Raw genomic sequence first — 13,310 nt, 5'->3', positions numbered from 1 at the left:
ATCCCGCACAGTTGACGTGTACGACGAAGAACCCGGAAGGACCGCGACCATGACGCTCTACACCACGACCGACAGCCCGCTCGGGGAGCTGCTCCTGGTGGGCGAGGAGTCGGCCACCGCACAGGGCGGCACCGCCCTCGCCTCGCTCTCCGTACCCGGTCAGAAGGGCGGGGCGACGGTCCAGGACGGCTGGACGGAGAACGCGGCGGCCTTCACCGGGATCACATCCGAACTGCGCGCCTACTTCGAGGGCAGCCGGACCGGCTTCGGCATCGAGTACGCCGTCGGCCGCGGCACCGAGTTCCAGCGGCGCGTGTGGAAGGCCCTGGACGACATCCCGTACGGCACCACGCTCAGCTACGGCGAGATCGCCGCACGGATCGGCGCTCCGCGTGCGGCGGTGCGCTCGGTCGGCACCGCGATCGGCGCCAATCCGCTGCTCGTCGTGCGCCCCTGCCACCGCGTGATCGGCGCGACCGGCGCCCTGACCGGCTACGCGGGCGGCCTCGACCGCAAGCGGCGGCTCCTGGACCTGGAGAGCCACCACCGGACGGGCTGACCGCGTCATGAGCGCACTGATCCCCCGTCCCGCCATGGAGGTCGCCCCGGGCGCCTGGCACGTACCCGGCTGGCTCACTCCCGCACGACAGCGCGAACTGGTGACGGCGTGCCGCGCCTGGGCCACCGGGCCCGTCCCCATACGGCACACCCGGCTGCCGCGCGGCGGAGTCATGTCGGTCAGGACCGTCTGCGTCGGGTGGCACTGGCAGCCGTACGGATACACGCGCACGGCGGACGACGTGAACGGCCGCCGGGTCGCCCCGTTCCCCGACTGGATGGTCCGGCTGGGCCGCGACGCCCTGCTGGAGGCGTACGGCGACGAGGCGGCCGCCCACGGCTACACCCCGGACACCGCGCTGATCAACTTCTATGACGGCCGGGCCAGGATGGGCATGCACCAGGACAAGGACGAACGGTCGTCGGCCCCCGTCGTCTCCCTGTCCATCGGCGACACCTGCGTCTTCCGCGTCGGCAACACCCGGACCCGCACCAAGCCCTACACCGACATCGAACTCTCCTCGGGTGACCTGTTCGTCCTCGGCGGCCCCTCACGCTTCGCCTACCACGGCGTTCCGAAGGTCCACGAGGGCACCGGAGACCCGGCCACCGGGCTCGGATCGGGCCGCCTGAACATCACGATGCGCGTCACCGGGCTCACGTAGAAGCCTCTCCGGGAACCGCTGTCAGTGCCCGCCGGTAGGTTCAGTCGTGTTCCGCCGGTCCGGCGGAAACAACCCCTCAGCTGTGCATTGGAGATGGCGCGTTGTCGGATTGGGAGAGGTCGAGCACGGCACGGGTGATACCACCCGCGCGACCGCGCAAGCTCGCCAAGGTTCCGTTCGTCGAGCTGGCCGACGGACGCCTGCAGGGCGTGGTGTCCAGCGGCTCGGACATCGGGCGGGTCTACGTCTCGTCCGTCGCCGCGGGCACGTACGCGTTCGCCTGCAGCACCAACAACAACAGGCCCTGCGGCGGCGCGCACGGATCGTTCTGCAAGCACATCGCCGCGCTCATCGGTGAGGCGGTCCTGCAGTACGGTACCGAACGCGTCGTCCGGTACCTGAAGATCGAGGTCCCGGAGGGGGAGGCGGACGGCGCCACGCTGACCACGGTCATGCGCGGCACCCGCCCGCCGGCGGACACCACGAAGGCCGCCGCATCCGTCTTCAGCCGGTTCCTGCGCCACCTCGCGTATCTCGAACACCCCCCGGTCACCACGCCGTTGCCCGAGATGCAGTTCTTCCCGCCGACCAGGGCGGTGGCCTGATGCGCGCCGACCTGCTCGCCGAACCCGTGGACGGACTGGACGAGGCGCTGGAAGCCGTCGAGGCCTTCGACCGCGCGCTCGTCGCCGGCCTGCTCCGTCCGCAGACCGCAGGCACCGCCGGCCCGACGCGCCTCGCCGACGCCGTGACGGGGACGCCGCTGGCCGCCAGGGTGGCCGAGGCAGCCGCCAAGGCATCGGCCGGGGCGGCGGACGAGGACCACTTCGTGGCCCTGGCCGCCGCGCGGACCGCACTGCTCGGCTCCGTCCACGACGCGCTCCTGACCCTCGTCGAGGACGCGGCGGGGCGGGAGCGCGGAGCGGCGGAGCCGGCACCGGTCGCCGCCGCACCGCCTGCGGTGAATCTGCTGAACGCCGCCCGCGCCTGGCTCTCCGAACCGGCGCGCTCCGGATGGCAGGGCCTCGACCACGACGTGGTGTCCGGGGCGGCGGAGCTCGTCTCCGCGATGCTTCCCGACCCGTCCCTGCGCCGCCTCGCGGCCCTCCTCGACGGCTTCGCCGCCGAACTCGCCGCGTCCTGCCCCGGCGCTTCGGCTGAGCGCTTCCCCGTACGCCGCTGGGCCGACCTCTGGTCGCGCGGGATGCTGCTGACCGTGCCCGGTGCGGCCGCCACACCCGCGACCGGAACCGCCGACGGACGTCTGCTGCCCCTCGGGATCGACCTGCAGGAGCACGCGACGGCCGCACAGGCACAGGTGCACGCCGTGTTCGAACCCGCGGACGGCTCGCCGTCCCGCCTCGTGCGCGCCGGCGTGTCGGTGACCAAGCCCGACACGGTCGTCGGAGCAGGGATCTGGCAGCTGCTGCGCCCGCACATGTCGCTCCTCGCGGCCGCCGGCGAAGGCCGTTCCATGGAGCTCACCGGAATGCCGGTCACTGCCGGGGGCGACCTCGTCTGGAACGACGAACACGCCCGCCTCGGCGAACCCGCCGAGGCGTTCGCCACCGCCCGCGTGGCACTGCCCACGGCGACCGCCCCGGTGACCGCCCCCCTGGACCGGCATCCGGCGTGCATCGCCGTGCCCGTCTTCCTGGACGGCTACACCGCTCGGACCGATGACGACGGCGTACTGACCTTCACCGTCGCCGGGTTCGACCTGGTCGTCGACACCGACCGCATCCCGGCCGCCGGGCCGCTCACCCCCGAGGCCGTCGCCAGGTCCGGCGCGTGCATCGCTCTGATCCGCTGGGACGCCGGGACGTTCACCGTGCAGCCGCTCGCCGTCGAGACCACGGTGCGGAAGAAGGTGACCTCGGTGCACGCGGGGGCATGGGCCGGAGGCACGGCCGACAAGGCCGGGGTGCGGGCCGAGAAGGCCGCCACCGACGCCGCGCAGGTGCTGAGCGAGCGAGCGGGAAGGCTGCTGCGGAAGTGACCGGACAGCAGAACGCACCCACCGGGGCACCCGCGGAGGCCTCGCACGACAACCGCCGCCAGGTCATGTACTGGCGCCTCCTCGCCCGGCTCTTCGACCCCGAGGAACAGGCCACCCTGGAGTCGGCGAGCCTCGGCGTGGTGGAGGACATCGGCCTGCCCGCCACGCTGCTGGATCCGCAGGCGTCGGTCGACTCCGTGGTGCAGCGCCACCCCGAACTGGCAGCGGAGTTCGACGGCCTGATGGTCCCGGAGGAGGCCGCCGGGGGAGAAGGAACGGCTGACGACGCCCGAGACGGGGCCGCCGAGGTGCGGCGCGCCGCGCTCGTGTCGAAAGTCCTGCTGAACGTCTTCCGGACCCCTCCCGGCACCGTCACCGCCGGACAGCTGTCCCGGTGGCAGTCCGACGCGGGCTGGCTGGAGCGCGCACTCGGCTGCACACCGGGCGAGCTGCGCGGTGGACGCGCCGGAGGCACGGGTGTCAGCCCGACCGGCACGGGCGGTGGCGGCAGGACCCCCGACCTCAGCCGCCTCATCCCGGAGATCGGCCCGGCGCTCGGCTCCATCGAGGCCGGCCTCGTCAAGCGGATGAGGCTCCGCGAGGTGCTCGCCGATCCCCAGCTGGCCGGCCAGCTGACCCCGAGCATGTCACTGATCGAACAGCTGCTGCGCGACAAGGACAACCTCTCCGGCGTGGCCCTGGCCAACGCCAAGGCCCTGATCCGCCGCTTCGTCGACGACGTGGCCGAGGTACTGCGGACGCAGGTGGAGAAGTCGACCGTCGGCGCCCTGGACCGCTCGGTCCCGCCCAAGCGGGTGTTCCGCAACCTGGACCTCGACCGCACGATCTGGAAGAACCTCACCAACTGGAGCCCCGAAGAGGAACGGCTCTACGTCGACAGGCTCTTCTACCGCCACACCGCGCGCAAGACGACGCCCCAGCGCCTGATCGTGGTCGTCGACCAGTCGGGCTCGATGGTGGACTCGATGGTCAACTGCACCATCCTCGCCTCGATCTTCGCGGGCCTGCCCAAGGTGGACGTCCACCTCATCGCCTACGACACCCAGGCACTCGACCTGACCCCCTGGGTGCACGACCCGTTCGAGACCCTGCTGCGCACCAACCTCGGCGGCGGCACCGACGGGACGGTCGCCATGGCACTGGCCCAGCCGAAGATCGCCGAACCCCGCAACACGGTCGTGGTGTGGATCTCCGACTTCTACGAATGGCAGACCGAGCCACTGTTCGAAAGCATGGCCGCCATCCACCGCTCCGGGGCCAAATTCATCCCGGTCGGCTCGGTGACCAGCTCCGGCCGCGCCAGCGTCAACCCGTGGTTCCGGGAGCGCTTCAAGGACCAGGGGACGCCGGTGCTCTCCGGCCACATCCGCAAGCTCGTACACGAGCTCAAGACCTTCCTCACATAGGGCCTATCCGCCCACCCGGTGCAGACGAACCCGAAACCTCAGAGAGGCCTCCACACATGTCCGACCTGTTGCGCGCCCCCGCCGAGATCAAGTACGCCGAAGAGCTCGACTGGCTGGAGTCGGTCGACGACGGTCCCAAGCCGTTCTCCTGGCGGCTGTCGCCGAAGATGGTCCGTCTGTTCATCCTGGGATCCGAGCGCTCCGACGGCCTCGACCGGGAGATCTCCCAGAAGTGGTACGGCGACCGCAGCTTCGTCGAGCGCTCCATCGTCACGCTGGCCTCAGACCGCGGCCTGCTGCTCATCGGCGACCCGGGAACGGGCAAGAGCTGGCTGGCCGAGCTGCTCTCCGCCGCCATCTCCCGCAACTCCACCCTGGTGGTCCAGGGCACGGCAGGCACCACCGAGGACCACATCAAGTACTCCTGGAACGTGTCCATGGTCATCTCCAAGGGCCAGTCACGGGAGTCGATGATCCCCTCGCCGATCATGACCGCGATGGAGACGGGCGCGATCGGCCGCTTCGAGGAGCTCACACGCTCCACCAGCGACGTCCAGGACGCCCTGATCTCGATCCTGTCGGAGAAGTACATCTCGGTCCCGGAGATGGACAGCGACAACATCGTCTTCGCCAAGCCGGGCTTCTCCGTCATCGCCACGGCCAACAGCCGTGACCGGGGAGTCAACGACCTGTCCTCCGCGCTCAAGCGCCGCTTCAACTTCGTCCGCATCCCGGTGGTGACGAACAAGAAGAGCGAGGCCGAGATCGTCCGCTTCCGCACCGAGGAACTGCTGCGCCGCCACCGGATCGAGCTGGACGTGCCGCCGACCCTGCTCGACGTGCTGCTGCAGAGCTTCGCCGACCTCCGGGCCTCCGCCGCCGCGGCGGGCAGCGACGACGAGAAGCTGGAGTCCGCCCTGTCGAGCGCCGAGCAGATCGGCGTACTGGAGGACGCGATCCTGCACAGCAACTTCTTCGGCGAGCGCGCGCTGACCGCCCGCACCCTCGCCTCCTCGCTCGTCGGTTCGCTGGCACGGCGCGAACCGGAGGACCTGGCCATCCTCAACAAGTACCTGCACGGTGTTGTCGAGCCGCGCAGCAAGGAACAGGGCGGTTCCTGGCCGGAGTTCCTGGAGGGCGGCCGCGACGCGATCGCCACCCTGTCATGACCGCCCTGAACGGAGCGGCGCCCTTCGAGGCGCTGCGCGGACAACTCCAGGACGCGGCATCGGAGTTCGCGGACGGACCGGACGCGCTCCAGGGCATCCTCCTGGGCATCGTCGACGACGTCGACCGCGCCGTGCGCGAGCCGCTGGAGATCTTCCCCGTCTGCCACCACTCGCCCGCCTCGGCGGTCGCGATGGCACGGCGGCTCCGGGAGAAGCAGCCGAAGGTGGTGTATCTGGAGCTGTGCGAGGACATGGCCCCCCTCCTGGCGGAGCTGAAGAACTGCCGGCTCCCGGTGGCCGTCCAGGCGTTCGCGAGTGAGGTCAAGGGCTTCCCCGCGGAGTGGGCACCGCTGTCGGTCGTCGCTCCGATCACCGAGGCCTCGGCCGAGTACCAGGCCATCGCCTACGCCCTGGACACCCCGGGCGTCGAGCTGGTCCTCGTCGACCGGTCCTCGGACCACGTGTTCCAGTGGCAGGCCGGCGCGACGGAGCCCACCGACCCCGACGCGCCGCCCGCCGAGGAGGAGGCGGCGCTGCACGGCGACGCCGTCGGGGTGGAGATCGGCGACCTGCGGCCCCGGTTCGCGGAACTGGAGGAGCACCTCCTGCACCACGGCCGTGTGCGGCACTGGTCGGAATGGTGGCACCAGTACGTCGAACTGCCGCTCGGCGACAGCGACCACGACACCTACCGTCAGGTCATGCTGCTGATCGGCAGCCTGTTCCGCAGGCTGGCCCCCGGGGACCCGGACCGGGTCCGCGTCGACGAGGACCGCGAGCGCTACATGTGGACCCGCATGCGCGAACACCTCGCCGCGACGGGCACGGCCCCCGAGGACTGCCTCTACGTCTGCGGCGCCTTCCACGCGTCCAGCCGCGTCGAGGAGTTCGGTGTGCACGGCAGCGACACCTTCGAGATCAGCCCGCCGAGCGAGAGCACCTGGCAGTACGGCCTGATCCCGTCCAGCCACGCGGCCATCGAGGCGCAGTTCGGTCTGGCCGCCGGATCCGTGTCGATCGCCGCCACCCAGTGGGCGAAGAACCTCAAGCGGACCCGGGTACAGCCGTTCCGGCTCGCGGGCCAGGCGGGCGCGAAGAAGACGGCGAAGCAGAGGAAGTCCGCCGCTCCGGCCGTCCCCGTGGCCCCGGATCCACCCACCGACAAGCTCTCCGGCTTCCTGCAGAGCCCGCCGGCCCTCGACCGGCTCGACGAGGCCGAACTCCTCGGCTGGTCGGTGGAGATCGTGCGCTCCGCCCGCCGCAACGGCTACCTCGCCTCCACCGCGGACGCCATAGCCGTGTTCGAGACGTCGATCCTGCTCGCCGGCATGCGGGACCGGGCCCGGCCCACCCCGTACGACTTCCAGGACGCGGCGGTCACCTGCATCGAGAAGGAGACCGTACCGGGCCGCCGCGATGTCCGCCGCCTCGTCGAGATCCTGATGGGCGGCGACCGGATCGGCCGGGTCGGCTACGACGCGCTGCCCCCGCTGGCCCGCGACGTGCACGACCGCCTCGCCCCGCTGAACCTCAAGCTCCAGCAGCGTGGCGTGCAACGGGCCCTGCTGGACATGACCTCCCGGCCGGAGCTACGGGGATGCTCCGACGTGCTGTGGATGCTGCGCCACCTGATGCCCCACGGCGCCGCCCGGCCGATCATGGGTGAGCGGGAGCTCGGCAAGCAGTCGGTCCAGGAGTCCTGGGACCTGGCGCTGGGCACCCATCAGCGGGCCCTCATCGAGCTCGGTTACGAGGGCGTCAGCATCGAACAGGTCCTGGAGCAGCGCCTGCGCCGCGCGGCCTACGCCCCGAACGCCACCACGGCGCAGGTCCTCGCGGCCGTCGAGGACGCCGTGCTGCATCTGCGCAGTGGCCGCCTCGCCGACGAGCTGGGCACCCGCGCCCTGGAGGTGCTGGCCACCGAACGCAGTGTCGACGGCGCGCCGGAGGTCCTGCGCAGGGTGCGCCGGCTCCTGGCGTACTACCGGATCAGTCGGCCGGCGCTGCCGTCGTGGATCGAGTCCTTCGCCACGACGGGATACGCGCACTACTGCACGCTCCTGCCGACGGCGTTCACCGACGAGGACGCGACCGTGCGCCAGGTCGCCGCGATGCTGGGGTTCCTCTTCAGCATGGAGAGCCTGGCCCTGTCGCTCGGCTGCGACCGGACCCAGCTGGAACTGGCCTTCGCCCAGTCGCATCCGCGGGATCCCTCCAGGACGGCGCTGCTGTGGGCGGCCCAGGTGCAGCTCGGGCAGCTCTCCCGCGCCGAGCTGAGGGAGCGGTGCGACGAACTGCTCGCGGACCCACTGGTGTTGTCCTCCTACCCGAGCTATCTCAGTGGGTTCCTGCACGCCCTGGAGCCGGTGCCCCAGCTGGCCGACTTCGTCGTGGAGGCGGTTTCGAACGCCTTCGCACGGCTGCCGGACCCGGTGCTGCTGCCCTGGCTGCCGACACTGATCACCACCCTGCGGTCCGAGGGCGCCGACCTGGCCCCCCTGCTGATCCGCGAAGCCGGTCGTGTCTTCCCCGGCCGCCTCGCGGCGCTGGACGCGTGGGTCCCGCCGTGGCAGGCGGCCCCCGAAGTGGCCGCCGCCCCGGCGGCGGCCGGCGGTGGCACGGCCCGTCGAGCCGTACTGCTCGCCGCCCACCCGGGGACCTGCGACAGCGTGGCCGAACTGCTGGGCTACGAGGGCACCTGGGAGACGGACGGGGAGGCGCCGACGCCCTCGGGCGCGGGTCTCGTCGGCCGCCACCCGGAGACGGCGTCGGCACTGGAGGCGCTGCTGGCGGGAGTCTGAGCCCTGCTTCAGCGACGCGGTTCCCGGATGCCGTCGATGATGCGGGTCCAGTTGTCGCCCCCGTGCCCGTCCTCGATCGCGCGCCGGTAGTGGGCCCGCACGGCCAGGGGGAGCGCGAGGTCGAGGCCGAGCGACGAGCTGGTCTCGACGATGTGATCGGACGTCGCACCCATCATGGTGACCGTGCTGAGGTCGCCGGGGTGCGCTCCGGCGTCCAGAGCGGCGCCGGGGGCCTCCTCACCGGCTCTGAGGATGGCGCTCAGCGAATCAGCGGCGGAGAGCAGCTCCGGCAGTGTTTCCTGCGCCTTCATTCCTGCCGTGCCCAGCATCGCGGTGGCGTGCATCAGGGCGGACAGGGTGGTGAGGAAGAGTGTGAGCTGGGCCTGGTACATCAGCTGGGCGAGACCTGGGTCCTCTCCGTCGTACATCGCCGGGTAGTCGGTGAGGCTGAGGATCACGAGGTCACTCGCGTCGACCGCCTCGCCCGGAGTGGCCGCGAGCGTCGCTCCGTCGGCGACGACGCCGTCGGCACGGCCGGCGGTGCGGTTCCAGACGGTGACAGGGTGACCGGCGGCGAGGAGGGTGCGGGTCATGGCGGGTGTGCTGGGCGGGCCTTGCCGCCGTGCTTCGGTGCGTCGAAGTCGACCGTGCACCGCCGGTTCGTCATCTGGTTGAGAGCCGGGGTGTGGGGTCGGCTGCATCAGAGGATTCTGCAGCTCCTGGATGAACGGGACTTGACCGATCTGTCCCGGGCGGTCCTGGACTCCGCGCACGTGCGCGCTAAAAGGGGGGCGAACTCACAGGTCCGAGCCCGTGGACCGGGGTAAGCCGGGTTCCAAGATGCACGTCCTGTCCGACGGACGGACTGCCTCTACGCGTCGGGCTCTCCGCGGCCAACACCCACGACAGCCTCGCGCTGAAGCCCATGTTGTCCCATTTCCACATGGGACACGAATCCCACGCGACGGAATCGAAGCCCCGCCGCCTTCACGCCGATAAGGCGTACGACGTCCCCCACCTGCGGCGATGGCTCTGGGGCAGGCACATCGGAGTCCGCATCGCCCGCAAAGGACACGGTCAAGATCCCATCCGGGTCCGGGCCCCCGTAGGTCGCCGATGCCTCGAACAACGGCCTCACGCTCTCCCAGCCAGATCACGGGGTGAAGCGCGCCAGGAAGAACGGCTGATCACAAGCCGTACTCACTGAGCTCACCGACCAGGACATCTCCCTGCAAGAGCTGCCACCGCGTCATCTGCTGTCCCCGTCCCCCACCGCCCAATCGAGTTCGCATCATCGCAACCCGGAACTCTCTGGCCAAGCGCTTCATTCTGAAACGATCAGTTAAGGACTTGCGAGCGAGCGCCCTGCGGCATACTCCAGTCCCTCGCGTACCACCGCTCCCGATTCCCGCTCCGGACCCCGGCGGCCCACGCAACAATGTATCGAGCGAGTGTTGCATGCGGAAAGCTTAATTCGTCACCCCTCTCACCTCGGGGGGAAGTTTTCACCAATGAGATATTGAGCGGTCACTCGATCAGTGCACAAAGAGCCGTGTGGGACAAACTGGTGAACGACCGGGCCCGCGCCCGTGATCCGGGGCTTTGGATAAGGCCCCTCGGCGACGGAACGGGCCTCGCACGTTGCCGCGTCCACCCCCGCGTTACCTGGTCAGACTGCACGGAGGTAGCGCACTGACGTGGTGCGACGGGGCAGTTCACCGGTTCGCCCCAACCAGGAAATCGAAAGCATGACGGGTAAACAAATGACGGGTCAACAACAGGGGGACTAGTGACAGGGAAGACTGGAACGCCTTCGCTAAATACTACTTTTTTCGCCTCCCCTGAACAGGTTACTTCTATCGGCGTGCGGGGATATCAGAAGGAGGGCACAGAAAGCGTTCGTCCTGCCGAATGGGGAATTCGACAGGATGAACGCATTGCCCACTTATCCGGAGCCGTTCCGTGGTGACGCGCGTGGCGAGAGTCTTTCGTCCGGTTGTGCGATCACTCGTTGAGGTACGGCTCCCCCGTACCGCGTGTTTCCCACACGCCGGGAGGTTCCATGGCTTCACCACCGACGACTCAGACGACCACTTCTGTCGACCAGGCGCCCAGCACCCCAGACACCAACTCGTGCGGTCCCGCCCACTCGTGCGAACCTCCTCCGGACCGACCGCCGGAACAGCCTTGCGGTCCGCAGGGGCCTCCCGGCCCGCAGGGACCTCCCGGTTGCCCGGGGTGCGTCGGGCCCGCGGGCCCCACCGGGCCGGCCGGCGCTGCCGGGCCGGCCGGACCGACCGGCGTACCGGGGCCTGAAGGTTCGGCTGGCCCGCAAGGATCGCGGGGCCTGGAAGGGCCACAGGGGCCTGAGGGATCTTGTGGCCCTCCTGGCCCAGAAGGGCCACAGGGGCCGGAGGGCTGCGAGGGACCGGCCGGCAGAGACGGCAGGGACGGACAGCCCGGCGCGCACGGTCAAGCCGGTGCGGACGGCCGCGAAGGGCCTCACGGACCCAGGGGGCCCCAAGGACCTCAAGGCGATCCCGGGCCCGTCGGCCGCGCCGGTCCTCGGGGGCCCCGTGGCCCCCAGGGCGACCCTGGTGCTCCGCCCAGCCAGGAGTACCTGCGCCAGCTCATTAGGGAACATCTCGCGGAGTTCGGCTTCTGCACTCCGGCCTGACTCCTCCGCGGCCCGGTCGGCGCCGCAGCCCGGATTCGCGTGACACGGGAGCGGGTGTCGACCTCGCCGAGCGGCGCTGACGCGCGGGTCGTGCCGATCCCTCGATCGGCTCGCCCGCCCGTCGGCATCCGTCAGAGTGCCCCCACGCACGACGCCGAGGGCGGCACCTCCACCCCGATGCTGCTGGCCCGCTCCCGCCACGCCTCCGTCCGCTCCTTGGAGCGGTAAGCCCGCCTCGGTATCGACGCGGTCGCACGGCACGTCGCCGAGCGCGACCCCGCCGCACGTCGCCGTCGCTGAACATCCGAAACCTATCAGCGGGTTACTTGCTTCCTGGTGTCCGAGCCGGGATTGCAGAGCCCGTCCCCTAGAGCTCGTAACGCGATCTTGTTGAAGTGTGCTGGTGAGGCGTAACGGGTGCGACGATTCGGCTGTTCGAGAGGGTGTGGGTACTCGACCGCGGATCGTGAATGATGTGTTGTGGGCGCTGTGGGCGCTGGTCGGGCCCCTGTTGCCGCCATGGCCGGAGCGGGCGCCCGGGCCACGGCCAGTGCCGGACCGGCTCTGCCTCCAGGGCATTCTGTTCGTCCTCTACAACGACGTAGCCTGGCAACTCCTGCCTCTGGAGCTGGGGTTCGGATCGGGTCGGACATGCTGGCGTCGCTTGGACCGGTGGCAGAAGGCAGGGGTCTTCGACCGGCTGCACCGGCTCCTGCTCGCCGAGCTGAACGCGGTCGGCGAGCTCGACTGGTCACGGGCGTGCGTGGATGGTCCATACATCCGCGCGAAAAAGGGGGCCCCGACACCGGTCCGTCGCCGGTCGACCGGCGGAAAACGGGCAGCAAACACCACCTGATCTGCGACGGACGCGGCACCCCGCTCAAAGTCATCACCACCGCGGCCAACGTCAACGACGTCACCCAGACCCTCGCCCTGGTCGACGGCATCCCGCCCGGCGCAGGACGCCTCGGCCAGCCCCGCCGCAGACCCGACGCCCTGCTCGGCAACAAGGGCTACGATTCCAACTCGAACCGAGACGCGCTGCGCAAGCGCCGGATCCTGCCCGTCATCTCCCGCAAGGGCTGCCCGAACATCAAGGGCCTGGGCAATCTCCGCTATGTCGTCGAGCAGACCTTCGCCCTGCTTCACCACTTCAAACGCCTCGCCATCCGCTGGGAACGTCGCACCGACTCCATGACGCCTTCGTCTCCCTCGCCTGCAGCCTCATCTGCTGGCGGCGGCTCAAGAAGACAACTGAGTGAGCACCACGATGGGAAGAAATTGACCAAGATCGTGCATGCCGACCTACTCAGCGTTGCGCCTGTGGCTCCGGTCCCGCTCTCCCAGTCGCCTGATCCGCCAGGCAGGCAGCGGGTGGCGGGCCTCTATGACGATGAAGTGCGCCATGTCGACCAGCATGCGTCGAACAACCGAGATAGGGACGACCAGATCGTCCCATTGGTTGTAGTTGGGGTGAAGGCGAATCTGATCGTCGGAGACGCGCTCCAGGACACAGCTCTCCACGCCCAGTAGCAGCTCGTCGCCGGCCTCGATCTTGAGCCATTGCAGAAGGACAGACGAGGCTGAGGACGGCCTCGTGCACCGGAAGGTCTACGCCGAAGTACCGCCGCGGGTGGAGTACTCCCTGACCGAGCACGGACGCACACTCAACCAGGCTCTCGGGCCGCTCGGCGCCTGGGGGCTCGAGCGCATACGCCGCGAGCGTTCCGACAGGGTCGATGTGGCCGAGCCCGCCTCGCACCGCTGAGCGTCACCACCGGCGACCCGGCGCAGCCGCCGGCGCTGCCCGCCGGTCCACACGCCCCTTCTCCGTGGCGGACCGGTCGAGAACGGAAGACCCGGGGCGAACACGCGCCTGCTCATCATGCTCTGATGTCCGGCAAGTGGGACGACCTCCTCGGGAAAGACGCCTCCCCTGTCGGGTTCACGTGCCAGGGCTCCTGTGACGCGATGCTGTCGGTAGGACCATCAGCCGCGACACACAGGAGCCCTG

The 13,310-nt window shown here is 70.1% G+C and carries 8 protein-coding genes and 3 pseudogenes; 10 read left to right on the top strand and 1 reads right to left on the bottom strand.

What is annotated here, in order from left to right:
• The first annotated feature begins 49 nt into the window (after positions 1–49).
• The 7 genes from ABT001_RS23565 to ABT001_RS23535 all read left to right on the top strand — a co-directional run bounded on the left by ABT001_RS23565 (position 50) and on the right by ABT001_RS23535 (position 8,619).
• Positions 50–559, top strand: coding sequence for a methylated-DNA--[protein]-cysteine S-methyltransferase (locus ABT001_RS23565; RefSeq protein ID WP_351280777.1), 510 nt, complete (start codon positions 50–52; stop codon positions 557–559).
• 7 nt (positions 560–566) lie between these two features.
• On the top strand, positions 567–1,223 hold the full coding sequence (locus ABT001_RS23560) for an alpha-ketoglutarate-dependent dioxygenase AlkB family protein (RefSeq protein ID WP_351280774.1): 657 nt from the start codon (positions 567–569) through the stop codon (positions 1,221–1,223).
• A 101-nt stretch (positions 1,224–1,324) separates the two neighbouring features.
• Positions 1,325–1,828, top strand: a complete 504-nt coding sequence (locus tag ABT001_RS23555) for a hypothetical protein (protein ID WP_351280772.1) — start codon at positions 1,325–1,327, stop codon at positions 1,826–1,828.
• The gene (locus tag ABT001_RS23550; RefSeq protein WP_351280769.1) at positions 1,828–3,222 is read left to right on the top strand and encodes a hypothetical protein; all 1,395 of its coding nucleotides are present in this window, start codon (positions 1,828–1,830) and stop codon (positions 3,220–3,222) included. The genes ABT001_RS23555 and ABT001_RS23550 overlap by 1 nt, the downstream gene beginning before the upstream one ends.
• A 65-nt stretch (positions 3,223–3,287) precedes the next feature.
• Positions 3,288–4,649: a vWA domain-containing protein gene (locus ABT001_RS23545; protein ID WP_351280849.1), complete on the top strand. Its 1,362-nt coding sequence runs from the start codon at positions 3,288–3,290 to the stop codon at positions 4,647–4,649.
• Positions 4,650–4,705: 56 nt separating this feature from the next.
• The gene (locus tag ABT001_RS23540; protein WP_351280766.1) at positions 4,706–5,818 is read left to right on the top strand and encodes an ATP-binding protein; all 1,113 of its coding nucleotides are present in this window, start codon (positions 4,706–4,708) and stop codon (positions 5,816–5,818) included.
• On the top strand, positions 5,815–8,619 hold the full coding sequence (locus ABT001_RS23535) for a DUF5682 family protein (protein WP_351280764.1): 2,805 nt from the start codon (positions 5,815–5,817) through the stop codon (positions 8,617–8,619). Before ABT001_RS23540 ends, ABT001_RS23535 begins: the two co-directional genes overlap by 4 nt.
• An 8-nt stretch (positions 8,620–8,627) precedes the next feature.
• On the opposite strand, the gene ABT001_RS23530 is transcribed toward ABT001_RS23535, so the two are convergent.
• Entirely contained in the window at positions 8,628–9,212 is a 585-nt protein-coding gene (locus tag ABT001_RS23530) for an imine reductase family protein (RefSeq protein WP_351280761.1), read from the bottom strand.
• Positions 9,213–9,215: 3 nt separating this feature from the next.
• Here ABT001_RS23530 and ABT001_RS23525 point away from each other — a divergent pair.
• The 3 pseudogenes from ABT001_RS23525 to ABT001_RS23515 all read left to right on the top strand — a co-directional run.
• Positions 9,216–9,691 (top strand): annotated as a pseudogene (locus ABT001_RS23525) (IS5 family transposase); the annotation flags it as partial.
• A 2,068-nt stretch (positions 9,692–11,759) separates the two neighbouring features.
• A pseudogene (locus ABT001_RS23520) lies at positions 11,760–12,558 on the top strand (IS5 family transposase).
• A 323-nt stretch (positions 12,559–12,881) separates the two neighbouring features.
• Positions 12,882–13,064 (top strand): annotated as a pseudogene (locus tag ABT001_RS23515) (winged helix-turn-helix transcriptional regulator); the annotation flags it as partial.
• Positions 13,065–13,310 lie beyond the last annotated feature (246 nt).

Source organism: Streptomyces sp. NPDC002793 (assembly GCF_040295485.1).
Taxonomy (GTDB): domain Bacteria; phylum Actinomycetota; class Actinomycetes; order Streptomycetales; family Streptomycetaceae; genus Streptomyces.
This window is presented reverse-complemented; position numbering and strand designations above follow the sequence as displayed.